25 protein-coding genes, 1 other RNA gene and 1 riboswitch are annotated in these 22582 nt (G+C 62.9%); of the genes, 21 read left to right on the forward strand and 5 right to left on the reverse strand.

Annotated elements, in window-relative coordinates; genetic code table 11:
* Nucleotides 1-3 precede the first annotated feature (3 nt).
* Both HB860_RS00230 and HB860_RS00235 read right to left on the reverse strand, forming a co-directional pair.
* Nucleotides 4-399: a YraN family protein gene (locus HB860_RS00230; RefSeq protein WP_247625382.1), complete on the reverse strand. Its 396-nt coding sequence runs from the start codon at nt 397-399 to the stop codon at nt 4-6.
* Nucleotides 317-2107 carry a penicillin-binding protein activator gene (locus tag HB860_RS00235; RefSeq protein WP_247625383.1) on the reverse strand — a complete coding sequence of 597 codons (1791 nt, stop codon included), beginning with the start codon at nt 2105-2107 and terminating at the stop codon, nt 317-319. Before HB860_RS00235 ends, HB860_RS00230 begins: the two co-directional genes overlap by 83 nt.
* Nucleotides 2108-2306: 199 nt before the next feature.
* On the opposite strand from HB860_RS00235, the gene rsmI reads away from it, so the two are divergent.
* From rsmI to lfiJ, 16 genes are all read left to right on the forward strand, one after another.
* Nucleotides 2307-3140, forward strand: a complete 834-nt coding sequence (gene rsmI, locus HB860_RS00240; RefSeq protein ID WP_139438874.1) for a 16S rRNA (cytidine(1402)-2'-O)-methyltransferase — start codon at nt 2307-2309, stop codon at nt 3138-3140.
* A 61-nt stretch (nt 3141-3201) separates the two neighbouring features.
* An RNA gene (rnpB, locus tag HB860_RS00245) (RNase P RNA component class A) lies at nt 3202-3588 on the forward strand.
* A gap of 246 nt (nt 3589-3834) precedes the next feature.
* Entirely contained in the window at nt 3835-4692 is an 858-nt protein-coding gene (gene lfiM, locus HB860_RS00250) for a lateral flagellar motor switch protein LfiM (RefSeq protein WP_282101133.1), read from the forward strand.
* Between the two features lie 7 nt (nt 4693-4699).
* Nucleotides 4700-5077, forward strand: coding sequence for a lateral flagellar motor switch protein LfiN (gene lfiN / locus HB860_RS00255; protein ID WP_025328506.1), 378 nt, complete (start codon nt 4700-4702; stop codon nt 5075-5077).
* Nucleotides 5077-5811 (forward strand): flagellar type III secretion system pore protein FliP, encoded by a 735-nt coding sequence (gene fliP, locus HB860_RS00260; RefSeq protein WP_247625385.1) that lies wholly within the window; start codon nt 5077-5079, stop codon nt 5809-5811. The genes lfiN and fliP overlap by 1 nt, the downstream gene beginning before the upstream one ends.
* 1 nt (nt 5812) lies before the next feature.
* The gene (gene fliQ, locus HB860_RS00265) at nt 5813-6082 is read left to right on the forward strand and encodes a flagellar biosynthesis protein FliQ (protein WP_025328504.1); all 270 of its coding nucleotides are present in this window, start codon (nt 5813-5815) and stop codon (nt 6080-6082) included.
* Nucleotides 6079-6861, forward strand: coding sequence for a flagellar biosynthetic protein FliR (lfiR, locus tag HB860_RS00270; RefSeq protein ID WP_247625386.1), 783 nt, complete (start codon nt 6079-6081; stop codon nt 6859-6861). The genes fliQ and lfiR overlap by 4 nt, the downstream gene beginning before the upstream one ends.
* Complete coding sequence (flhB, locus tag HB860_RS00275; protein ID WP_247625387.1) at nt 6858-7994, forward strand: flagellar biosynthesis protein FlhB; 1137 nt, start codon at nt 6858-6860, stop codon at nt 7992-7994. Before lfiR ends, flhB begins: the two co-directional genes overlap by 4 nt.
* A 3-nt stretch (nt 7995-7997) precedes the next feature.
* Nucleotides 7998-10073, forward strand: coding sequence for a lateral flagellar biosynthesis protein LfhA (gene lfhA, locus HB860_RS00280; RefSeq protein WP_025328501.1), 2076 nt, complete (start codon nt 7998-8000; stop codon nt 10071-10073).
* 194 nt (nt 10074-10267) lie between these two features.
* Nucleotides 10268-10355: riboswitch (cyclic di-GMP riboswitch) on the forward strand.
* Nucleotides 10356-10607: 252 nt separating this feature from the next.
* Complete coding sequence (lafK, locus tag HB860_RS00285; RefSeq protein ID WP_282101134.1) at nt 10608-11870, forward strand: lateral flagellar response regulator transcription factor LafK; 1263 nt, start codon at nt 10608-10610, stop codon at nt 11868-11870.
* A gap of 11 nt (nt 11871-11881) precedes the next feature.
* Entirely contained in the window at nt 11882-12208 is a 327-nt protein-coding gene (gene lfiE / locus HB860_RS00290) for a lateral flagellar hook-basal body complex protein LfiE (RefSeq protein ID WP_025328499.1), read from the forward strand.
* Between the two features lie 18 nt (nt 12209-12226).
* The gene (gene fliFL, locus HB860_RS00295) at nt 12227-13966 is read left to right on the forward strand and encodes a lateral flagellar M-ring protein FliFL (protein WP_432612664.1); all 1740 of its coding nucleotides are present in this window, start codon (nt 12227-12229) and stop codon (nt 13964-13966) included.
* On the forward strand, nt 13953-14981 hold the full coding sequence (gene fliGL / locus HB860_RS00300) for a lateral flagellar motor switch protein FliGL (RefSeq protein WP_139438861.1): 1029 nt from the start codon (nt 13953-13955) through the stop codon (nt 14979-14981). The genes fliFL and fliGL overlap by 14 nt, the downstream gene beginning before the upstream one ends.
* Before the next feature lie 12 nt (nt 14982-14993).
* Nucleotides 14994-15686, forward strand: coding sequence for a FliH/SctL family protein (lfiH, locus tag HB860_RS00305; protein WP_247625390.1), 693 nt, complete (start codon nt 14994-14996; stop codon nt 15684-15686).
* Entirely contained in the window at nt 15679-17010 is a 1332-nt protein-coding gene (lfiI, locus tag HB860_RS00310) for a flagellar protein export ATPase FliI (protein ID WP_247625391.1), read from the forward strand. The genes lfiH and lfiI overlap by 8 nt, the downstream gene beginning before the upstream one ends.
* A 9-nt stretch (nt 17011-17019) precedes the next feature.
* Nucleotides 17020-17436 (forward strand): flagellar export protein FliJ, encoded by a 417-nt coding sequence (lfiJ, locus tag HB860_RS00315; RefSeq protein ID WP_247625392.1) that lies wholly within the window; start codon nt 17020-17022, stop codon nt 17434-17436.
* Nucleotides 17437-17440: 4 nt separating this feature from the next.
* Here lfiJ and lfgN read toward each other — a convergent pair whose 3' ends face one another.
* The 3 genes from lfgN to lfgA all read right to left on the reverse strand — a co-directional run bounded on the left by lfgN (nt 17441) and on the right by lfgA (nt 18952).
* Entirely contained in the window at nt 17441-17884 is a 444-nt protein-coding gene (lfgN, locus tag HB860_RS00320; protein ID WP_247625393.1) for a flagellar protein FlgN, read from the reverse strand.
* Nucleotides 17881-18153 (reverse strand): flagellar biosynthesis anti-sigma factor FlgM, encoded by a 273-nt coding sequence (flgM, locus tag HB860_RS00325; RefSeq protein ID WP_247625394.1) that lies wholly within the window; start codon nt 18151-18153, stop codon nt 17881-17883. Before flgM ends, lfgN begins: the two co-directional genes overlap by 4 nt.
* Nucleotides 18154-18229: 76 nt before the next feature.
* Complete coding sequence (lfgA, locus tag HB860_RS00330; protein ID WP_282101135.1) at nt 18230-18952, reverse strand: lateral flagellar basal body P-ring formation protein LfgA; 723 nt, start codon at nt 18950-18952, stop codon at nt 18230-18232.
* A 130-nt stretch (nt 18953-19082) separates the two neighbouring features.
* Between lfgA and lfgB the strand changes: the two genes are divergently transcribed.
* The 5 genes from lfgB to lfgF are packed head-to-tail and all read left to right on the forward strand — an operon-like array spanning nt 19083 to nt 22535.
* A complete protein-coding gene (lfgB, locus tag HB860_RS00335) occupies nt 19083-19466 on the forward strand; it encodes a flagellar basal body rod protein FlgB (RefSeq protein WP_247625396.1) in 384 nt (127 codons plus the stop codon).
* Nucleotides 19467-19468: 2 nt separating this feature from the next.
* Entirely contained in the window at nt 19469-19894 is a 426-nt protein-coding gene (gene flgCL, locus HB860_RS00340; RefSeq protein ID WP_025328489.1) for a lateral flagellar basal body rod protein FlgCL, read from the forward strand.
* Nucleotides 19895-20578, forward strand: a complete 684-nt coding sequence (locus tag HB860_RS00345; RefSeq protein ID WP_139438943.1) for a flagellar hook assembly protein FlgD — start codon at nt 19895-19897, stop codon at nt 20576-20578. It begins immediately after the preceding gene.
* 18 nt (nt 20579-20596) lie between these two features.
* Nucleotides 20597-21790, forward strand: a complete 1194-nt coding sequence (gene flgEL, locus HB860_RS00350; protein WP_247625397.1) for a flagellar hook protein FlgE — start codon at nt 20597-20599, stop codon at nt 21788-21790.
* Nucleotides 21791-21800: 10 nt separating this feature from the next.
* Nucleotides 21801-22535: a lateral flagellar basal-body rod protein LfgF gene (gene lfgF, locus HB860_RS00355; protein WP_025328486.1), complete on the forward strand. Its 735-nt coding sequence runs from the start codon at nt 21801-21803 to the stop codon at nt 22533-22535.
* Nucleotides 22536-22582 lie beyond the last annotated feature (47 nt).

Raw genomic sequence — 22582 nt, forward strand, 5'->3', positions numbered from 1 at the left:
CTCTTAAAATGCGTTCTGGATCCAGTCTGGCTGGTCGCCCTCGAACGCGATCACATCGAATCGGCAGGCCTGGCTGGCCTCGTTGATGGCATGTTGCTTGAAATAGTGGCGCGCGGCCAGCACGATCTTGTGCTGCTTGCGCCGGGTGACCGAGCTGGCGGCTCCGCCATGGCTGGCCCGAGCGCGATATCTGACCTCGACAAACACCAGGGTATCCCCCTGGCGCATGATCAGATCTATTTCACCGCCACGGCAGCGGTAGTTGCGGGTCACGGGTTGCAGGCCGCGGGCCTGCAACCAGCGTTCCGCTACTTGCTCAAAGTGCTGTCCCTTGCTCGTCGCTGCCGACGGCAACAGGTTCAACCACTGCTGGTGCAGTTGTGCCAGTAGCCTCTTCATGGGTGGTCTCCTCCAGCTGGGGCACGGCGCTGTCGCTGACCAGCTTGCCATTCTGGTAGGTGGCCCAGTCCAGCATGCGCACTATGTTGCCCTGGGGATCCACGCTCAGCTGGCCGCTCATGCCCGGTTGCTGCATGGCATTGAGCTTGCGCATCTGCGGCAGGTTGCCGGCCAGGCTGACCGCGTCGTAGCCGAGGGCAAACAGGCGCAGCAGGTCACCCTGGGTCTGTGGCCAGAGCAGGGCTATCTGCTCCCGTTGTTGCTCATAGCCTCCCAGCAGCAGCGGCATGTCGGAGATGTGCATGCCGTTGAGTTCGGAAGCCACCTCGGTCGCCCCGCTGTCATAGCCTCGCGAGCTGCTGTAGATGGGCAGGCTGCCCATGGGATTGACCGAGATGTCCACATAGGGCTTGATCATCCTGGTCTCCAGGCTGTTGGCCACCACATAGACGGCATCTATGCTGCGCGGCGCCGCATCAGAGAGCTGCACTATCTCCCCGGCCCGGGCGGTGGAACGACCGCTCAAGGCATTCTTGACCATGCCCTGCACCTCGTTGCGCGCCCCGAAGGTGGCGACCACGGGCTTCTCCTGGCTGACGCCAGCCCAGGCCTGCTCGAACGCCTTGATGCTGCTGTAGCCAATCCGACCTTGCGCCGCGATCAGCAGCGGCTTGCGGTAACCCTGACCATAGAGGTACTGGGCGGCCTGGCTCGCATCGGCGGCGGCAGAGAGGGAGAAGTAGAAGGTGTTGTCGTTGATGATCGGCTTGTCTAGCTCGTTGAGCGCCAGCACCGGCACTGTCGGGCTGGCCTTGAGCAGCTCCTCGACCTGGTCTTTGAGCAGCGGGCCTATGATCATGTTGGCCCCCTCCTGGATCGCCTGCTTGTAGAGGTCCCCCATCGCCTTGCCCTGAGTGTCATAGAAGTTCAGGGTGAATTGCCCCTGATTCTCCTTGTAGGACATCAGCATGCCGTTGCGGATGGCGGCGCCTTGCGCCTCCAGGTTGCCGGAGAGAGGCAGGAAGACGGCGACCTGCTGCAGTGCACCTGTGTCCGTGGTGGCGAGATCCCCGAGGCCAGCCGGCATGTCAGTCTGGGCCGGATGGTTCGGGAAGCTCTGCTTCCAGCCAGCCAGCTGGCGGGCGAGCTGACTCGGCTGGGCGCCGAACTCGTTCACCAGTGCCGCCAGTCGCAGCCAGCCTGTGGTCACGTCGGGAGCCGGTGCCTCTTCCAGCGCCTGCAGGGTGGAGGGGGTCATGCTTTTGAGCAGGGACCAGATCTGCTGGTGGTTGGTGGCCAGCTCATTCTTGGCCAGGTAGGGCTCCAGCAGGATCAGCGACTTGGCCGCACCAAACTTGTTGTTGATGTCCAGTTGCAGCACCACCCGCTGGCGATACCAATCCTTCTGGGTATCGGCATCGAGGGCCACTTCCGGCTTGCCTTCCAGCAGGATCAGGGCCTGATTGGCATTGCCCTGGGCCAGCAGGAGGTGCGCCTGCAGCAGTTGCAGTTGTGCCTGCTGCACCGGGTTGCCAGCCTGCTTCTGCAACTGTTGATACAGGGCTGCGGCCGGTTTGGCCTGGCCGAGCGCCAGATAGCTGCGCGCCGCCATCACCTGCCAGGTGAAGGCTTCAGCCGGTTTGGCGGGATCCACCTGCTCCAGATACCACTGGGCATTCTTGGTCAGATCCGAGAACGCCGACGGCATGCCGGGCTCCGCGGAAGATGGGTTGGGCTCCGACGCACAGGCGGCGAGCAGTACTGCCGCGAGTATGATGCCGAAGAGTCGTGATACACTTAGCTGCTTTGTAACCCGGTTCAAGTTCATTCCCCGACCAGTGTTGAAGTTCTCCATAGTGTAAACGGGCCAATATGGCGACACAATTGTCGGGACACTCGGAGATCCCATGAGTGACACCCCAACCCTGTATATAGTCCCCACTCCCATCGGTAATCTGGCGGATATCACCCAGCGTGCATTGGACATTTTACGCAGCGTCGATCTGGTGGCCGCCGAAGATACCCGGCACTCCGGCATCCTGCTCAGCCACTACCAGATCTCGGTGCCGACCTTCGCCCTGCACGATCACAACGAACAGCAGAAGGCGGATGTGCTGATCGGCCGGATCAAGGAGGGCAAGAGCGTCGCCCTGGTCTCGGATGCGGGCACCCCGCTCATCAGCGACCCCGGCTATCACCTGGTCACCCGCTGTCGCGAGGCCGGGGTCAAGGTGGTGCCGCTGCCGGGCCCCTGCGCCGCCATCACGGCACTCTCTGCCGCCGGTCTGCCCACAGATCGTTTTTCCTTCGAAGGATTTCTGCCGGCGAAAGCCAAGGGCCGCGACGATCGGCTGCAGGCCGTCATCGAAGACACCCGCTCCCTGGTGTTCTACGAGTCGCCGCGGCGGGTGCAGGATACGGTGGAAGCCATCGCTCGCATTCTTGGTGAACGCCAGGTGGTGGTGTGCCGCGAGCTGACCAAGACCTTCGAATCCATCCACGGTCTGCCTGCCTCCGAGATGCTGACCTGGCTTGGGGAAGACGATAATCGCTGCCGTGGCGAGATCGTGCTGGTGGTCGCCGGTGCCAGCAAGGTGGATGAAGAGCTGCCTGCCGAGGCTATCCGCACTTTGGGGCTACTGGTGGCGGAGCTGCCGCTGAAAAAAGCGGCCGCCCTCACCGCCGAGATCCACGGCGTGAAGAAGAATGCCCTCTACAAGTACGGCCTCGAGCACTATTAATTGCCGTAAAGGGGAATTGCCGGTTTACCCCACTGTGTCACGAGGCTATAATCCGCGCCTCGGAGTCGGCTGGGCAATCGCTGCTTCGTCGTTGTGTCCCTCGGGACAGACGGGCGGAGGGGAGGAAAGTCCGGGCTTCATAGGGCAGGGTGCCAGGTAACGCCTGGGAGGCGCGAGCCTACGACCAGTGCAACAGAGAGCAAACCGCCGATGGCCCGCAAGGGATCAGGTAAGGGTGAAAGGGTGCGGTAAGAGCGCACCGCGCGACTGGCAACAGTTCGTGGCACGGTAAACTCCACCCGAAGCAAGACCAAATAGGCCCCTATTGGCGCGGCCCGCGTTGGGGGCGGGTAGGTTGCTTGAGCCAGTGAGCGATTGCTGGCCTAGAGGAATGATTGCTACCCGGGGCAACCCGGTACAGAACCCGGCTTACAGGCCGACTCCGACCTATTTCTGGTAAGTGATTACCTTAAAATCCCGGCACCTCTGGTGCCGGGATTTTTATTTTCGGCTGGTCATCCGGCCGCGTGGCGCCTTTTGGGGTTTTGTAATAAAGTTCTCGCCCGTTTCGGTCGCTCTATGTCGGCTGGACTATTGGTATCGATCACGCGGCTGGCCTGATGAGTGTCTCTAAATGGCAGTAGGGCGAGATGAAAATGGCAAAGGTGGATTTGTAATGTCATCAAGCGGCGTAATGCTCACACCTTCCCGGTTGCTCTGTGCGCAGCGGGGCAAAACCCTTCCCCATTATGATCTGCTGGGCGTCGAGCGTGCCAATCAGGCGCGGCTCAAGCAGCTCAATGCCCAGCTAGGCTCTTTTTCGCAGCAGGCATCGGGCTGCATGGCCCAGTTGTTCAATGCGGCGGATTGCGAGCTGGCTTATCAGGATTTTTCCTCCGCCCTGCCCCAGGATCGCGACGATACCCTGATCTGGGTCGAGGCGCGTACCCCGCTGGATGCCCAGCGTGTCGCCTATTTCTCCATCTCTCCCACCGTCATCTATCGGCTTGCCGTGTTGTTCTTTGGTGGCTCCCTGCAACACAAGGGGGCCGCGACCGCCCATGGCAGGGGATTGACCGATACCGAGCAGCGATTGCTGCTGCGGCTATGCCAGTACCAGATCGACATCTGGTCTGCCTGCCTCGGTCAGGGAGACCTCGCCTGGCAGCTGACCCTGATCACCCGGGATGCAGTGCCGGCAACCAGGCTCTGGGTGACAGAGGCCCGCATGCTGGCCGGTGGCAGCACCCATGACTGGCAGTTCTGGCTGGCGCCTCCCGAGGAGGCCCTCAGCATAGGCGCCGGTCATCCCGTGCAGAAGGCGCAACTGGAGCAGGCCCTGATCCAGGTGCCGGTGCAACTGCGGGTGGTCATGGGGCAGATGTCCATGACACTGGCGGATCTGGAATGCCTCAAGGTGGGGGATGTGCTCTCCCTGGATTTGCCCGAGGTGGTGCCGGCCCTGATCGGCAACCGCCCCTGTTTTAATGGACGCATTGCTGAACATAAAGGCAGCCTGGTGTATCAGGTTGCGACTGTGGTAGAGGAGTAGTCGAATCGTGAACGAGCACAACATGAATGACCCGCTGGATCTGGATGGCCTGGATCAGCTGTTTGGTGATGATATCAGCATGCCGAGTGCGGCCGACTACATGGCGCCCACCAGTAGCAGCAAGCAGCGGGATCTCTCCTTTTTCCATCAGATCCCGGTCAAGGTGACGCTGGAAGTGGCCAGTACCGAAGTCGCGCTGGGGGAACTGATGAAGGTGGAAGAGGGGGCCGTCATCGAGCTGGACAAGCTGGCGGGCGAACCGCTGGATGTGCGGGTCAACGGCCGCCTGCTGGCCAGGGGCGAGGTGGTGGTGGTGAATGGCAAGTACGGCCTGCGCCTGGTCGACGTGGTCGACACCAAGCTGCTGGGTGGCATGAACGACTGATGCGTTACCTGCTGGTTGCCCTGCTGCTGTTCGCGCTGCCGAGCTGGGGCGCGGACATGACGCTGTTCTCTGTCTCCCCCAGCGATACCGGGGGCGAGGATTACAGCATCAAGCTGCAGATCCTCTTCTTCATGACCCTGCTGGGTCTGTTGCCGACCCTGCTGCTGATGATGACCAGCTTCACCCGGATCATCATAGTGCTGGCCATTCTGCGTCAGGCCATGGGGTTGCAGCAGAGCCCCCCCAACCGGGTGCTGATCGGCATCAGCCTGATCCTGACCCTGGTGATCATGAGACCTGTCTGGACCGAGATGTACCAGCACGCCTTCGTGCCCTATGACCAGAACGAGATTACCCTGTCCGAGGGGCTGGCCCGGGCGGAGAAACCCCTGCGGCAGTTCATGCTGGCCCAGACCCGGGAGCCGGATCTGGAGCAGATGCTGCGCATCTCCGGCGAGCCCACCACCCTCGCCAAGAGCGAGGTGCCCTTCGGCGTGCTGCTGCCCGCCTTCGTATTGAGCGAGCTGAACACCGCCTTCCAGATAGGTTTCATGCTGTTCATTCCCTTCCTGGTCATCGACCTGGTGGTCGCCAGCGTGCTGATGGCGATGGGGATGATGATGCTTTCGCCCCTCATCATCTCGCTGCCATTCAAGCTGATGGTGTTCGTGCTGGTGGATGGCTGGTCCATGACGGTCGGTACCCTGGCCGCGAGTTTCGGCGGGGGAGGCTGACGTGACCCCCGAGCAGAGTGTGGCCCTGGTGGGTGGGGCCGTGAATCTGGTGGTCATCATGGTCTCGGTGCTGATCGTGCCGGGGCTCATCGTCGGTCTGGTGGTCAGCATCTTCCAGGCCGCGACTCAGATCCAGGAGCAGACCCTCAGCTTCCTGCCCCGTTTCATCGTGACCCTGTTGACGCTGATCTTCACGGGCAACTGGCTGCTGTCGCAGATCACCACCCTGTTTTCCGACCTGTTCCAGAAGATCCCCGGGCTCATCGGATGAACTCCCTGCTGTCGCTCAGTGCGGCCGAGCTGACCGCCTGGCTGGGACAGTGGTGGTGGCCCTTCATTCGTATCGCGGCAGCCTTCTGGGTGATGCCGGTGTTTGGTGATGGTCGCATCCCGGCCCAGGTTCGCATCTTTCTGGCCTTCGTCATCAGCCTGCTGATTGCCCCCATGCTCAAAGGCATGCCGGCACTGGATCCCTTCAGCGTCGGCATGATGGTGCTGACTCTGGAGCAGCTGCTGTTCGGCCTGCTGTTCGGGCTCTGCATCCAGATGCTGTTCATGGTGATGACCATGGCGGGCCAGATCCTCTCCATGCAGATGGGTCTGGCGATGGCGGTGATGAATGATCCCTCCAACGGGGACACGGCGCCCATCGTCAGCCAGATCATGCTGATCTTCTGCTCGCTGCTGTTCCTCGGCCTGAACGGTCATCTGGTGACCCTGGAGGTGCTGGTGCAGAGCCTGCGCAGCTGGCCACCGGGCGCCTCCCTCTACGCGCTGGACCTGAAGGGGGTCATCGGCCTGTTCGGCTGGAGCATAGGGGCGGCCCTGATCCTGACCCTGCCTGCCGTAGTGGCCATGCTGATGGTCAACCTCACCTTCGGGGTGCTCAATCGCACGGCCCCCTCCCTGAACATTTTCTCCCTGGGCTTCCCCATGACGTTGCTGCTGGGGTTGCTCACCATGGCCATCTCCATCAGCGGCGTCCCGGCCCGGTATCTGGATCTGGTCGCCCATGTGCTGGCCCAGCTCAGGGCATTGACGCCGGCATGAGTCAGAGCAGCGCCCAGGACAAAACCGAAGAGGCCTCCACCCAGAAACGGCGCAAGGCGCGGGAAGAGGGGCAGATAGCGCGTTCCAAGGAGCTGAGTTCCGCCGGCCTGCTGCTGATAGGCGGGCTGGCCATGCAGTGGATGGTACCGAGCTTCGGCCTTTTCTTTGCCGAGCTGATGAAGCAACCCCAGCGCTTCAACTGGCAGGGGGCGCGGGATCCGCAGATGATGATCCAGTGGACCGCAGATGCGCTGATCGGCATGTTGTGGGTCCTGCTGCCGCTGTTCGGCCTGCTCGCCCTGTTGCTGGTCCTGCTCAGCATAGTGCCGGGTGGCATGGTGCTGGTCTGGAAGAAGCTGATGCCAAGCGGGGAGAAGCTCAACCCGCTCAAGGGGCTCAAGCGGATGTTCTCGACCCACAGCCTGATGGAGCTGCTGAAATCCCTTCTCAAGGTGGTGCTGATCGGCGGCACCCTGGCCCTGATGCTCCAGCACCAGTGGCCCCTGCTGATGATGATGAACCGCATGCCGCCCCAGGCAGCCATGGAACAGGCGCTGCGCATCCTCTCTCAGGCATTTATCTTGCTAGGCAGCGTGCAGATGCTGATCGCCGTGCTGGATGTCCCCTATCAGCGCTGGTCTTTGAACAAGCAGTTGAAGATGACCAAGCAGGAGGTCAAGGACGAGCACAAGAACAGCGAGGGGCGCCCCGAGATCAAGGCCAGGATCCGCCAGGTGCAGGGCATGCTGGCCAGGGCGCGCATCGAACAGCGGGTGCCCCAGGCAGACGTGATCATAGTGAACCCGACCCATTACGCGGTCGCCATCAAGTATGATCCCGCGCGGGCCAACGCCCCCTATGTGATTGCCAAGGGCATAGACGGCATGGCGGAGCGGATCCGCGATGTCGCCAGGCAGCACGACAAGATGGTGATGAGCCTGCCGGAGCTGACCCGGGCCATCTACTACTCCACCCGGGTGGATCAGGAAGTGCCGGCAGGCCTCTACACAGCGGTCGCCTATGTATTGAACCACGTATTGCAGTTACGGGCCTATGAGGCAGGCAAGGGCAGAAAACCCAATCCCCTTGCCCCTCTGCATGTGCCGCCCGAGTTACGTCAACCTGAGAGGTAAGTTGTGAACTGGCGTGTATTGACCCAATCCTATACAGCTATCCCCATGATGCTGCTGGCCATCCTGGCGATGATGATACTGCCTCTGCCCGGTTGGCTGCTGGATGCCCTGTTCACCTTCAACATAGTGCTGGCGGTGCTGGTGCTGCTGGTCTCTGTCTCGGCCCGCCGCCCCCTCGATTTCTCCGTGTTCCCGACCGTGCTGCTGGTGGCCACCCTGATGCGGTTGTCCCTCAACGTCGCCTCCACCCGGGTGGTGCTGCTCCATGGTCATGAGGGCAACGAGGCCGCCGGCAAGGTCATCCAGGCCTTCGGGGAAGTGGTGATCGGTGGCAACTACGTGGTGGGTCTGGTGGTGTTCGTGATCCTGATGATCATCAACTTCGTGGTGATCACCAAGGGGGGGGAGCGGATCTCCGAAGTCTCCGCCCGCTTCACCCTGGATGCCATGCCGGGCAAGCAGATGGCCATAGATGCCGATCTCAACGCCGGGACCCTGGATCAGCACCAGGCCCGTGCAAGGCGGGAAGAGATCGCCAGGGAAGCGGACTTCTACGGCGCCATGGATGGGGCCTCCAAGTTTGTCCGTGGCGATGCCATCGCCGGCCTGCTGGTGCTGATCATCAACCTGGTGGGTGGTCTCGCCATAGGTATCTTCCAGCACTCGCTGCCGGTTTCCGATGCCTTCCGCATCTATGCCCTGCTTACCATAGGTGATGGTCTGGTCGCCCAGATCCCCTCACTGCTGATGTCCACCGCGGCGGCCATCATAGTCACTCGCGTGAGTGACGAGGGAGAGATGTCGGATCAGGTCGGCCAGCAGATCCTGGCTTCCCCCCGGGTCATCTATACGGCGGCGACCATCATGCTGATCCTGGGCCTGGTGCCCGGCATGCCCATGCTGGCCTTCCTCAGCTTTGCCGCCGTGCTGGCCTGGACCGGCTGGAGCGTCAGCCAGCGCCGGGCAAAGGACCCTGCCCTGGATGCGGCCGAGGAGCTGACGAGGCAGATGGTGCAGCCGGAGCCGCAGGGGCTGGACTGGCAGGATCTGCCGCCGGTGGATGCAGTCGCCATCGAGCTGGGCTATCGGCTGGTGCCGCTGGCCGAGGCAAACAAGGGGGCCGAGCTGCTCGCCCGGGTGCGCGGCATTCGCAAGACCCTGTCCGAGCAGTATGGCTTCCTGCTGCCCGAGATCCGGGTACGGGACAACCTGCAACTGCAACCGGACCAGTATCGCATCAAGCTGTCGGGCATCGCCCTGGCCACGGGGAATGTGGATTGCCAGCGGCTGATGGCCATCAGCAGCGGGGAGACCTATGGGGCCCTGGACGGCGAGCTGACCCAGGATCCGGCCTATGGCATGAACGCGGTCTGGATCTCGCCGGACAACAAGGCCAAGGCGCTCAACCTGGGTTACTCCGTGGTGGACTCCGCCACCGTCATCGCCACCCATGCCAGCAAGCTGCTCAGGGAGCAGCTCGATGGGCTCTTCGGCCATGACGAGGTGGGCAAGCTGGGCCAGTATCTGGCCACCCAGTCGCCCCGCCTGGCGGAAGAGCTCAATCTGGCCCTGACCCAGATGCAGCAACTGCGGGTCTTCCGTCAGTTGCTCAAGGAGCAGATCAGCCTCACCGATATCCGCACCATAGCCACCACCTTGCTGGATGCGAGCGAGCTGACCAAGGACCCTGTGCTGCTGGCCTCGGACGTGCGCTGCGCCCTAAAGCGCCAGATCGTCAGGCAGGCGATCGGATCCCGCGACATACTGGCGGCCTTCACCCTGGATGATCGGCTGGAGCAGACTCTGCTGACGGCAATGAACCAGTCCCAGCAGCAGGGAAAAATCCAGCTGGACAGCTTCCCGGTCGACCCGCAATTGCTGGCGCAGTTGCAGCAGAACATGCCGCTGGTGAAGGAGCAGTTGCAGCAGCAGGGGTATGCGCCCGTGCTGGTGGTCATGCCCCAGCTCAGGCCGTTGATCGCCCGCTATGCCCGATCCTTTTCAAAGGGTCTCAAAGTGCTCTCTTATAACGAGATCCCGGAAGATTTGCGGGTCGAGGTAATTGGCACCCTGGGCTGAAGTGGAATTGCCACGCCCATATGCCGGCAGGAAGAGACTATTCCGCACATCTGCTTGAATTGTCATATAAAGCCGTTATGATGTGACGGCTTTTGACGCGACACAGACTGACAGTGAAAAAATAAAATAGAAACAGTCAGATGTGTCACATGGCTTAAGGACAACCAAGCCATGCCATCCTAATACGGGTCGTCGCATGATAAAGGCAAACTGAACTGAAAAGTCAGGACGCAAAGCCTCCGGTCTAACAGCATTGATGCTAATGATAGCGGGGTTACCAAGGCCATGATTCCAGCCTTGTTTTCATACCGATATAGGGTAAGTGCTCAATAAGAAGTGCTGCCCCGTCCTGGTGCGTTTTTATTTTTTGAGCGTCAGTTCTGTTGATTGATTCATGTGCAATCACAGGTTCGGGTTAATATGTTTTCTGATTTATCTATCAAGGAAAATTCAATACCCGTCGGTATTGAATCTCATGCTCATTTATTATTAGTTTCCTCTTCGTTATCAAATGGAGACGATGTTGAGGGAATATTGTTGAAGGCAGGCTATCGCGTTTCTTGCCTGAATTCTGTCCCGCTGGCCAAACAATTTCTCTCTCACCATTCAGCGGATCTCGTGCTGCTCGACATGGCGGTCATGACCGAGGCCGGACCCTCAATGGTGCAGGAGCTGGCGGGTACCGACTGCGTCATCCTGGTCAATGAGCACCAGGCCTATCTGGCGGCGGAGGCCATGCGGGCCGGCGCCATCGACTACATCATCAAGCCTTTCAGCCAGCGCCAGATCCTCGATGTGGTGAGGGGAGCCCTGCGCCTGCGTCAGGCCATTCCCAACCTGATCGCCACCTCGCCCCTGAGCCTGCAGGTCTTGCAGCTCGCCAGGCGGGCTGCCAAGACCTCGGCCACCATCCTCATCGGCGGCGAGTCGGGGACGGGCAAGGAGCGGCTGGCCCGCTACATCCACGAGATGTCCAGCCGGGCGGGCAAGCCCTTCGTGGCCATCAACTGTGCTGCCATCCCCGAAGCCATGCTCGAATCCATCCTGTTCGGACACAGCAAGGGGGCCTTTACCGGCGCGACCGCCAGCCAGCAGGGCAAGTTCGAGCTGGCCCAGGGGGGCACCCTGTTGCTCGACGAGATCTCCGAACTGCCGCTGGCATTGCAGGCCAAGCTGCTGCGGGTGCTGCAGGAGAAAGAGGTCGAGCGGCTGGGCAGCCATCAGGTGATTGCGCTGGATGTGCGGATCATCGCCGCCAGCAACAGAGACCTCAGGGAGTTGGTGTTGCAGGGGGAGTTTCGCGAGGACCTCTTCTACCGGCTCGATGTGCTGCCCATGAGCTGGCCCGCCCTGCGGGAGCGGCCGGACGACATACTGCCGCTGGCGGAGTACTTCATCGAGCGCTACGCCGCCCAGCAGGGGTATCGCCTCAGCGAGAGCGCCTGCAAGCAGCTGCTCTCCTATGACTGGCCGGGCAATGTGCGCGAACTGGACAACGTGATCCAGCGGGCACTAATTATGGCTCGCGGATTGCATATTCAGGCGGTCGATTTGATGCTGCCCCATTATGCCGTCGAAGCCGACAACCTGTTACCGCAGACGCTTGCGGCCCCGGAGGGGCTCAGCGAGACCAAACGGCATGCCGAATTTCAATTCGTCCTGGAGACGTTGCGCCGTTTTCGTGGTCACCGGACTCGTACGGCCGAAGCCCTTGGGATGACGACCCGGGCACTTAGATACAAGCTGGCTGCCATGCGCGAGCAGGGCATCGATGTCGAGCAGCAGATTCAAAACTAAGGGATAACCGAGTGAAGATTGAGATCATGTCATCACAGGTGACGCTCCTGCAGCAGATGCAGGAAATGCAGCGCGTCGCCAGTCACACCCCTTCCATCGAGCCTAACGACGCCTCGGCTGTCTCGTTCAGCGACGCCATGCGTGACGTCGTCGGCCGGGTCAACGAACAGCAGAATGTCGCGTCCAGACTGATGACCGCCGTCGACGCGGGTCAGAGCGACGATCTGGTGGGGGCCATGGTGGCCAGCCAGAAGGCAGGTCTCAGTTTTTCCGCCCTGATGCAGGTGCGCAACAAACTGATGACAGGCTTCGATGACATCATGCGCATGCCGCTCTGAGGGTAGGTCATGACTGAATTGGTATCATCCTCGCCGGGGGCGTCGGGCTCCCTGATCGCCCGGGTACAGGAAGGGATGCGCAACTGGCGCACCCTGTCCCGGGACAACAAATCCATCCTGACCATAGCGCTGCTTGCCGCCATAGTGGCGGGCACCATAGTGGTGATCCTCTGGACCTCCAGCAAGAACTATGTGCCCCTCTACGGCAAGCAGGAGCTCTACGACACCGCCAACATCATGGAGATGCTGGAGAAGGAGCAGGTGCCTTTCCGGCTGGAAAAAAGCTCGGGCCAGATCCTGGTGCCGGAGAGCCAGCTCGCCCACGTGCGCATGGCGCTGGCGGCGCGCGGGGTCAGGGCGGCCATGCCGGCCGGCCTCGAGGGGCTGGACACAGTCACCGGTCTTGGCACCAGCGAGTTCATGGAAGGGGCGCGCTACCGCCATGCCCTGGAAGGGGAGCTGGCCAGAACCATCATCTCGCTGGATGCGGTGCGCAGTGCCCGGGTGCATCTGGCCATCCCCAAGCGGACCCTGTTTGTCGGCCGTGACGAAGAGAAACCCAGCGCCTCCGTGATGCTGGATCTGCAACCCGGCCAGTCCATGGAGCCGGGTCAGGTCGAGGCCATCGCCAACCTGGTGGCAGGCAGCATCTCGGGCATGAAGCCCGGTGCCGTGACCATAGTGGATCAGGCGGGCCAATTGCTGAGTGCCGAGCTCGGCGACAAGGCGGGATTCGGCAAGCAGAGCGTCCAGCAGATGGAGTACGTGCGCAAGCTTGAGCAGTACATCCGCCAGCGTGCCAGCGACATGCTCCATCCCATGCTGGGCACCGGCAACTTCCGGGTCCAGATCGCCGCTGACGTCAACTTCAACGCGGTGGAAGAGACCCAGCAGCAGCTGGATCCCAATGGTGTGGTGACCAAGGAGTCCAACAAGTCCGACAAGACCATAGATGCCCTGGCGCTCGGCATCCCGGGGGCCCTGTCCAACCGTCCTCCCGAGACTGCGCCCCAGACAGAAGCGGCTGCCGAGGGAAATGCGGCGACGCCGGAGCCAGCCAAGAACGACACTCGTACCGAACGGCAGGAGGTCAGCAAGCAGTACGAGAACAGCCGCACCATAGTGCATACCCGCTATCAGCAGGGACGGCTGGAGCGGATGAACGTATCCATCTTGCTCAATCAGCAGAGCAGCCCCAAGGGGGGCTGGAGCGCCGAGCAGCTGGAGCAGATCCGCCAGATGGTGGAGCGCTCCGTCGGCTTTGACGGCGTGCGCGGCGATCAGATCAGCCTGCAGGTGTTCGACTTCACCGGCGCCGTGCCGGTGACGCCACCTGAGTCGAGCTGGCTGGAGACCCCTTACTGGCAAGACTCCCTGCGCTACCTGGTGGGTGGTCTGCTGGGGCTGACCCTGGTGTTCTTCGGCATTCGCCCCCTGGTGAAGCACCTGGTGCGCACCCAGCAATATCCTGATGCCGAGCCGGAACAGGAGCAGGATGAAGAGCAGGAACCGACCATAGGCCTCTCCATGCGTCGTGACGGGGATGACGAGGCTGATGGCACCGCGGTTGGCAAGAATCTGCAGCAGGCGGAATACAAGCTGGAGCCCCAGTTCTCCTCGCTGGATCTGGAGGCGCTGCCGGAGCCTGGCTCCGAGCTGGAGGTACAGCTCAAGCACCTGCAACTGCTGGTGGATAAAGACACTGCCCGGGTGGCGGAAGTGGTCAGACAATGGGTGAGTGGCAATGAACAACGGTAATCTGAACCAGAGCGCGGTCGACATCGACATCGACAACCTCGAGAAGGCCGCCATCCTGCTGCTGAGCATGGGCACAGAGGCGGCCGCCAAGGTCATGCAGAAGCTGTCGCGGGACGAGGTGCAGCGCCTCATCTCCAAGATGGCGGGCCTCTCCGGCGTGAGCTCGATAGAGGCAAAGTGGACCCTGCAGCAGTTCTTCAACCAGTATCGCGAGCAGAGCGGCATCGGCAGCGCATCTCGTGAGTACCTGGAGCAGACCCTGGATCTGGCGCTGGGTCAGCGCCTCTCCCGCAGCCTGCTCGACAGCCTCTACGGGGATGCGATGAGCCAGGACATCCAGCGCCTGCAATGGGTGCCCGCGGATGTCTTGGCCCGCTTCTTTCGCAACGAACACCCCCAGATGCAGGCCGTGCTGCTCGCCTTCCTGCCGCCCCAGACCGCCTCGGCGGTGCTCGATGCCCTGCCGGGGTCGGTTCATGACGATCTGCTGGTGCGGGTCGCCAGCCTCAGCTCGGTCAGCGAGCATGTGCTGGCCGAGTTGAGGCTGACCCTGGATCGCTGTCTCGCCTATGTGGCCGACCAGTCCGGCGCCAAGGTGAACGGGGTGCGCCAGGTGGCCGACATCCTCAACCGCTATCAGGGAGACAAGGAGCAGATGCTCTCCCTGTTGCGGGAACACGACGGAGACATGGCCCTCGAGATCGAGAAGAACATGTTCGACTTCATGGCCCTGCGTCGCCAGAGCGACGACACCCTGCAGCGTCTGGTGCAGGAGCTGCCGGCGGAGCTGCTGGCGCTGGCCCTGAAGAATACCGACGCCGGTTTTCGCAAGGTGGTGCTGGGGGCCATGCCGAAGCGGATGGCGCAGGCACTGGAAGCCCAGATCCAGGATCAGGGCAGCGTCTCCCTGCGCAAGGTGGAGCAGGCCAGAGAAGAGGTGATGCAACTGGTGCGGGAACTGGTGGAGCAGGGCGAGATCGAGTTCCAGCTGTTCGAAGAAGCCACCGTCAGCTAACAGGAGACAGGCATGAGTCAGCATGTTCGCAGACTGGCGGCCGGTGCCACCCGTCTCTACCGTTTCCCGGCACTGGGACAGAGCGGGGAAGAGGCCAGGAGCCAGCAGGAAGAGTTCGAATACGGCTATCAGCAGGGGCTGGAGCAGGGGCAGGCCGAAGGGTATCAGGCCGGCTACCAGCAGGGGCTGACCAGCGGCCTGATTGAGGGGGAGGCCAAGGGCCTGCAACAGGGACAGGTGCGTGGCCTGGCCCAGGGGCTGGCCGAGGGACGAGCCTCGTTCGATCAGGCCATGGTCCCCTTTGCCAAGCTGCAATTGCAGTGGGAGTCCCTGACCCGGGCCCGGATGCTGGAGCAGAAGGCGTTGATCGCCCAGCTGGTCGCCCAGGTGGCCAAGCGGGTGATCCAGGCCGAGTTCACCCTCAACCCGCAACAGGTGCTCCAGCAGGTCGAACAGGCCATGGCGACCCTGCCGAGCGAGTCGGAAGATCTGGTGATCTACCTCAATGAGGGGGACAGACAGCGGCTGGCCGAGCAGGGGGTGACCCGCTGCGAGAAGTGGCCACTGCAGGTGGATGGGGCCCTGGGGGTCGGTGACGCCCGGATCGAGACCCGGGCCGCGGTGATAGAGATCAACACGGGGGAGCGGCTCGGTCGTTGCATCGAGCAGCTCAACCAGACCCTGGAACTGCCTCGGGATGCATGAGGCATTGCAGCAGGCGCTGACCTCGGCGCTGGACAGCCTGGACGAGATCCCGGGCTTTCGTCGTTATGGCCGCCTGGTGCGCGTCACCGGGCTGACCCTGGAAGTGGTGGGCTGCCAGTTGGTGATGGGGCAGCGCTGCCGGGTGGAAACGGCAACGGGTGACGCCCTGCTGGCCGAGGTGGTCGGCTTCAACCGCGACATATCCTATCTGATGCCCCTGCAACCCATGAGCGGCCTCTATGCCGGTGCCCGGGTGCTGCCCATCGACGGGGAGGAGACCATAGTGGTCGGCGAGCACTTGCTCGGCCGGGTGCTGGACGGTCTGCTGCATCCCCTGGACGGTCGTCCGCTGTCAGAGGAAGGAGAGCGGGTTCCCCTGTTCTCTTCCCCCCCCAACCCCCTGCTGCGCACCCCGGTGCGCGAACCCCTGGATGTGGGCATCCGCGCCATCAACGGCCTGCTGACGGTCGGCAAGGGCCAGCGACTGGGGCTGTTTGCCGGCTCGGGGGTGGGCAAGAGCATGCTGCTCGGCATGATGACCCGCAATACCAGCGCCCAGATAGTGGTGGTGGGGCTCATCGGCGAGCGGGGCCGTGAGGTGCGGGAGTTCATCGAACACAGCCTGGGAACAGAGGGGCTGGCCCGCGCCGTGGTGATCGCGGCCCCGGCGGACCAATCCCCCCTGATGCGCCTGCGAGCCGCCCAGCTGTGCCACCGCATCGCCGAGTATTTCCGTGAGCAGGGCCAGGACGTGCTGCTGCTGATGGACTCCCTGACCCGCTACGCCCAGGCCCAGCGGGAGATAGCCCTGGCGATCGGAGAGCCCCCCGCCACCCGTGGCTATCCGCCCTCGGTGTTCAGCATGCTGACCCAGCTGGTGGAGCGGGCGGGCAACGGCACCCGTACCGACGGCAGCCTGAGCGCCTTCTACACAGTGCTGGCGGAGGGGGATGATCAGCAGGATCCCGTGGTGGATGCCGCCAGAGCCATTCTCGATGGACACATAGTGCTGACGCGGCGGCTGGCGGAGGAGGGGCACTACCCGGCCATCGATATCGGCGCCTCGGTGAGCCGGGTCATGCCGCAGGTGGTGCCCCAGGAGTGGCAGGGGCTGGCGGTGAACCTGCGCCAGCTGTGGGGGCGTTATCAGCAGGTGCGCGAGCTGCTGCCCCTTGGCGGCTATCAGCCCGGCGCCGATCCCCAGATGGACGAAGCCGTGCAGCGCTATCCCGCCATCGCCAGCTTCCTGCAGCAGGGCATCCATGAAGAGACCCCCATCACCCAGGTGGTGAGCGGTCTCAAGCAAGTGCTTGGCAGAGCCTAAGGACGCCCCATGCTGAAATCCTATCTCGGGTTGCAACAGGATGCCCTGGATACCATGGGCAAGGAGCGGCAGCGGTTGCGGGAGGTGGCGCTGCGTGAGGAGCGGCGGGCTCTCAAATTGCAGGAGGTAATAGCGACCCTGCAACCGGGCTCGGCCAGCTTCCACCCCCTGCTGTGGCAGAACAAGCAGCAGATGCAGGGGCAACTGCGCCACCTGCTGGATCACCAGGTGCAGCAGTCCGCCTTGGCCAGCCTGGATCTGGCACGCCACGAGGGACAACTGCTCAAGCAGTTTGGCCGGGTCAAGGGGCTGGAGCTGTTGCTGGACAAGCGGGATCTGGCGGCGCGCCAGCGGCAGGAGTCAGGGGAGCAGCGGCAACTGGACGAGCTCGCCAGCCTGCGTCATCGCACCCTGCAGGGGCGCTGACGATTCAGTCGGGGAAGCATTCCTGCCTGCCATAGGATGACTCCTGGCCCAGCAGGGTGTTGATCGTTTCGATCTGGCCGGCCAGCAGGCGTCCGTTGAGTTCGTTCTGTCGCCGGCACTGCTGCAACAGCCACTCGAGGCGTTGCCATTGCTCGCCGACGCGCTGTTGCAGCGGGGAGGGCAGCTTGGTGATGAGCGTCGCCATGCCCTGCTCGTCGGGTTTGAGCCCGAGCGCCAGCAGGTGCTGACAGCGTTGCTGGGCCTGTTGCTGGATGTCGGCCATCAGCCGGGTCTGCTGCCGGTTGTGCCCGGTCAGCCCGTCGACATCGTGGCTGGCCAGCAGAGAGTGCTGGTTGAGCAGCAACTGCTGCAGATCGGCGTAGCGGCCGCAGTCTTGCTGGATGCCGATGATCAGCTCCTTGACCCTCAGCTTGGGGGTCATGCTCATCGGCGGTGCATGTCCAGGATGGCCTGGCTCAGGGCATCCATGTCGAGCTCGAGCCGGCCCTCGCTGATGGCCTGGCGGATCTGGTTCACCTTCTCCATGTCCACGTCGGAAGTGGATGCCAGCTGGGACCTTGCCTGATTGATGCTCTGGGCCGTGCTGCTGATCAGGGCATCCCCCTGGCCGCCTCGTGGCTGCGCCGTGGCCGCCGACTCCGGCTTGCGCTGCTGCTGGGGTTGAACATAGATAGGGTCGGTGCGTGTGATTTTCATAACGTCAATTCCTGATGGTCTATCTGTGACAGGCGACCCGTAGGCGGCCGAACTTGAATCAAACTCCTCCTTCTGGCTAAAAACGGGTTTCGACTTCCCCCTTGTCGATCACCCAGGCCTGGATCTCCTTGCCCGAACTGAGGTTTCTGACCCTGACCCCCTCGCCAATGGCGGCATTGGTCAACGCAGTGCCACGGGTGGTGGCGGAAAAGCCCTGCTGGCCCGCCCTGATCAATACCCCTTCCCCCGCCCGGACGGCCCAGGCCAGCTGCAAGTCAAGTTCCCCTATCAGCTGGCCCATCCTGAGATGGCGGGTGCTCTTGCTGCCCACCAGGGACTCATTGCTTGGGACGAAACCCCGCTGCAACCGGCTGACGTCGAGGGACTTCTCGAGCAGATCCCCCGGCCCTATGGTCTGCCCTTTCTGGATCTCCTGCGCCGTCACCCAGACCGGCAGCATCAGGGTGACCTCCACCCGGGCCCTGAGCTGCCAGGCCGGCTCGGTGCACTCCACCAGATAAGGCCGCCGCCCCCAGGGCTGGCGATATTGCCCGCCCGCCTGGTACCGCACCGCCTGCTGGCAGGGGGGAAGATGGGCCACGGCGGGGGAGAGCCAGACCTGGTAGTCGGCCCGGGTATCCGGCCAGCCCTGTTGCTGCAGATAGTCGCGCAGGGCCAGCGTCGCATCTTCCTTGAGTCCGTCGCTCAGCCGTTGCGCCAGCGGTGCGGGCTCTGCCCGCAGGGGCAGAGCCAGGATCAGCAGGGCGAGCAGGCCACCCCGCTTCCATGTGGGAAACAACGCTTCCCCTTTTGCCAGCGCCCCTGGCCGCAGTCTATGCCCCGACCAGCGGAAATAACGGGTTTTCACGATTGGCATGAGTCTTGATAAAGGATGCACTGGTCTGACTGGTTCACAAGAAGGATGAAGCATGAGTATCTCATTTGACAGCGCGCTTGGCGTGCACCCCTATGCCCTCGATGTGCGGGCGGACAGAGCCCGTATTCTGGCAGGGAACTTGGCCAATGTGGATACCCCAGGCTATCTGGCGCGGGATGTCGACTACAAGTCGATCCTCGGTCGCGTCGCCCGGCAGGTCGCGGCGGGCGAGCAGGGAAGCGCTATCAACCAGGGCGAGACCGACATGCAGCATCCTCTCTATCGCATTCCCTACCAGGTCTCCATGGACGGCAACACCGCCGAACTCAGCGTGGAGCAGAGCAAGTTTGCCAGCAATGCCACCGACTTTCAGACCAGCCTCACCTTCTTGAATATGAAAATCACCGGGATCGCCAAGGCGATCGAGGGCCGTTAATCATGTCGTTCAATCGCATCTATGACATCGCCGGCAGTGCCATGCGGGCGCAAACCGTCCGCCTCGACACCGTCGCCTCCAACCTCGCCAACGTCGACAGCGCAGCCGGCAGCGAAGATGCCGCGTTCAGAGCCATCAAGCCGGTCTTCTCCACCCTCTACCAACGGGTGCAGGATGCCGAGGGGCTCGGCGCCGCCCAGGTACAGATCGCCGGCATAGTGCAGTCGGATCGCCAGGTGGAGAAGCGCCTCGAGCCGACCAACCCCCTGGCCGATGGGGACGGCTTCGTTTACTACTCCAACGTCAATGCGGTGGAGGAGATGGCGGACATGATGAGCGCCTCCCGGGGATTCGAGACCTCGGTCGAGGTGATCAACCGCATCAACAGCATGCAGCAAGGGCTGCTGCGTCTCGGCCAGGGGGCATAAATGAGCCTGCCACAGGTCAGCGGTCTGGATACCGCCCGCAGTGCCAGCCAGTATTCGGCGACGCCCGATATCGCCAGCAACAACACGACTGCCGGTCAGGGCGTGCAGCTGCGCAACGAATTCCTGCAGATGATGGTGGCCCAGATCCAGAACCAGGATCCGACCAACCCGCTGGACGGGGCCCAGTACGTCACCCAGCTGGCGCAGTTCAGCATGGTGGAGGGGGTGGAAGGGCTCAAGGTGCTGCAACAGAAGTCCATCAACATGATGGATACCCAGCAGGTGCTGCAGAGCACTGGCCTGGTCGGCCAGGAAGTGATGGTGCCGAGCCAGACCCTGGAGCAGCAGAAAGAGGGCGCCATCCGCGGTCAGGTGGAGCTGGCCGGTGCGGCCGATACGGTCGAGCTGAAGGTGTACGACAAGCACGGCACCCTGGTCGCGACCAAGGGCTGGGGCGAGAGCAAGGCGGGGGCGCTGGATTATGCGCTGCCGACCCTGCCCGCCGGTGAATACAGCTTCGAGGTGAAGGCCTCCCTCGCCGGGGTTGCCACCACTACCAAGAATTACGTGGCCAGCGAGGTTGAACGGGTCAACCTGCCGGGCACGGGCGAGATCATGTTGCAAGTGGCGGGCGTGGGGGATGTTCCCCTGTTCAGCGCCGTCCAGTTCGGCAAGTCGGCGTAATCAGATAGGAGCGAAACTGTGTCTTTTAGTATCGGACTGAGCGGCCTGCGCGCCGTCAACCAGGAATTGAGTGTCATCAGCAACAACGTGGCCAACGCCAGCACCGCCGGCTTCAAGTCCAGCCGTGCCGAGTTTGCCGCCATCTACGGCGGCGGCCAGGCTGGTGGCGTGGAGATGAACAACGTCTCCCAGAACTTCGATCGCAACGGCGACGTGACCCGGACCGGGCGCGGGCTGGACCTGGCGATCTCCGGCAACGGCTTCTTCGTGCTCAAGGATGGCAACGGCCAGACCTCCTACACCCGGGCCGGCATGTTCCAGCGGGATGCCAGCAACTATCTGACCACCGCCAGCGGCACCCGCCTGCAGGGCTACACCACCAACGAGGCCGGTGAGTTGCAGTCTGGCGTGGTGGGGGACATCCAGGTCAAGACCGGCAGCCTGCCAGCCAAGCCGTCCGACAGCCTGGAGTTCGTGGCCAACCTCAAGGCGGATGCCAGTGTCATCGATCAGGCCGTGCATCCCTTCGATCCCGCCAAGTCCGACAGCTTCAGCTACTCCCAGTCCAGCAAGGTCTATGACTCCCTCGGGGTCGAGCACACCGTCACCCAGTATTTCGTGAAGACGGGCGACAACAGCTGGCAGGTCAATTACGCCTTCAACGGCGCCAAGACCGGTACCCCGGTGGCCATGGAGTTCAATACCAACGGTACCCTGAAGACACCGACCACGCCTCCCGTGCTGAACCTGGCCCCCGCCGGCGCCGAGCCCATCAGCCTCACGGCCGATCTGGCCAAGGTCAGCCAGTATGCCTCCGACTTCAACGCCACCCGCAACCAGTCCAACGGCTATACCTCCGGGGATCTGACCGGGGTGCGGGTGGATGCGGACGGCGGTGTCTACGCCACCTTTACCAACGGCCAGAGCCTGCTCCAGGGCCAGGTGGTGATGGCGAACTTCACCAACCCCAACGGCCTGCTGCAGACCAACAACACCACCTGGCAGCAGTCGTTCAGCTCGGGCCAGCCGGTGCTGGGCGCGCCGGGCACCGGGACCCTGGGCGGTCTGACGGCGGGGGCCTATGAGGCATCCAACGTCGATCTGACGGGTGAACTGGTGAGCCTGATGACCTCCCAGCGCAACTATCAGGCCAACGCCAAGACCATCAGCTCGGCTGACAAGATGACCCAGGTTCTCTTCAACTCCTTCTAAGGCGTGATGCGTGGAAAAGCTTATCTATACCGCCATGTCGGGGGCGCAACATACCCTGATGGCCCAGCAAATCCGGGCCAACAACCTGGCCAACGTCAACACCGCCGGTTTTCGGGCCGACTTCGAGCGGGCCTCCGCCTATGCCCTGGCCGGCGACGGCTATCAGAGCCGGGTGATGGCCCGGGAGGAGCAGGCGGGGACCGACTTTCGGGCGGGCGCCCTGATGCAGACCGGCCGCAAGCTGGATGTGGCGGTACGAGGTGAAGGCTTCATCACTGTGCAGACCGCCGATGGCAAGGAGGCCTACACCCGTGCCGGCAACCTGGAGGTGGACGGGGAGGGGCTCTTGACCCTCAACGGCCGCCCCGTGCTCGGGGACGGCGGCGAGATGGTGCTGCCTGCCTATCGGGATCTGAGCTTTGGCAAGGATGGCTCCCTCAGCATCACCCCCCCCGGCGGTGGCGCGCGGCTGGACGTGGGTCGCCTCAAGCTGGTCAATCCGGATCCGGCCGATCTGGTCAAGGGGCCGGATGGCCTGTTCCGTCAGCGTCAGGGCGGGGATGCGGAGATAAGCGAACAGGTGGTGCTGGCCTCGGGCTTCCTCGAGGGGGCGAACGTGAACGCGGTGGACGAGCTTATCAGCAGCATGTCCCTGACCCGCAACTTCGAGTTGCAGGTCAAGTTGATGAAGACGGCGGACGATCAGGCCAGGCAGGGCGCCCGGCTGATCTCGGGCCAGGGCTGACGGCATTGAAGACGGTGGCCCCGGCCGACCGTGAACAAGAGTTGATG

It is taken from the genome of Aeromonas genomosp. paramedia (assembly GCF_023093515.1).
GTDB lineage: Bacteria > Pseudomonadota > Gammaproteobacteria > Enterobacterales > Aeromonadaceae > Aeromonas.

Coding starts and splice junctions, on each gene's coding strand:
- HB860_RS00230 (WP_247625382.1), bottom strand. CDS start 399: ATGAAGAGGCTACTGGCACAACTGCACCAGCAGTGGTTGAACCTGTTG.
- HB860_RS00235 (WP_247625383.1), bottom strand. CDS start 2,107: ATGCCGTCGGCGTTCTCGGATCTGACCAAGAATGCCCAGTGGTATCTG.
- rsmI (WP_139438874.1), top strand. CDS start 2,307: ATGAGTGACACCCCAACCCTGTATATAGTCCCCACTCCCATCGGTAAT.
- lfiM (WP_282101133.1), top strand. CDS start 3,835: ATGCTCACACCTTCCCGGTTGCTCTGTGCGCAGCGGGGCAAAACCCTT.
- fliP (WP_247625385.1), top strand. CDS start 5,077: ATGCGTTACCTGCTGGTTGCCCTGCTGCTGTTCGCGCTGCCGAGCTGG.
- lfiR (WP_247625386.1), top strand. CDS start 6,079: ATGAACTCCCTGCTGTCGCTCAGTGCGGCCGAGCTGACCGCCTGGCTG.
- flhB (WP_247625387.1), top strand. CDS start 6,858: ATGAGTCAGAGCAGCGCCCAGGACAAAACCGAAGAGGCCTCCACCCAG.
- fliGL (WP_139438861.1), top strand. CDS start 13,953: ATGAACAACGGTAATCTGAACCAGAGCGCGGTCGACATCGACATCGAC.
- lfiH (WP_247625390.1), top strand. CDS start 14,994: ATGAGTCAGCATGTTCGCAGACTGGCGGCCGGTGCCACCCGTCTCTAC.
- lfiI (WP_247625391.1), top strand. CDS start 15,679: ATGCATGAGGCATTGCAGCAGGCGCTGACCTCGGCGCTGGACAGCCTG.
- lfiJ (WP_247625392.1), top strand. CDS start 17,020: ATGCTGAAATCCTATCTCGGGTTGCAACAGGATGCCCTGGATACCATG.
- lfgN (WP_247625393.1), bottom strand. CDS start 17,884: ATGAGCATGACCCCCAAGCTGAGGGTCAAGGAGCTGATCATCGGCATC.
- flgM (WP_247625394.1), bottom strand. CDS start 18,153: ATGAAAATCACACGCACCGACCCTATCTATGTTCAACCCCAGCAGCAG.
- lfgB (WP_247625396.1), top strand. CDS start 19,083: ATGAGTATCTCATTTGACAGCGCGCTTGGCGTGCACCCCTATGCCCTC.
- flgCL (WP_025328489.1), top strand. CDS start 19,469: ATGTCGTTCAATCGCATCTATGACATCGCCGGCAGTGCCATGCGGGCG.
- HB860_RS00345 (WP_139438943.1), top strand. CDS start 19,895: ATGAGCCTGCCACAGGTCAGCGGTCTGGATACCGCCCGCAGTGCCAGC.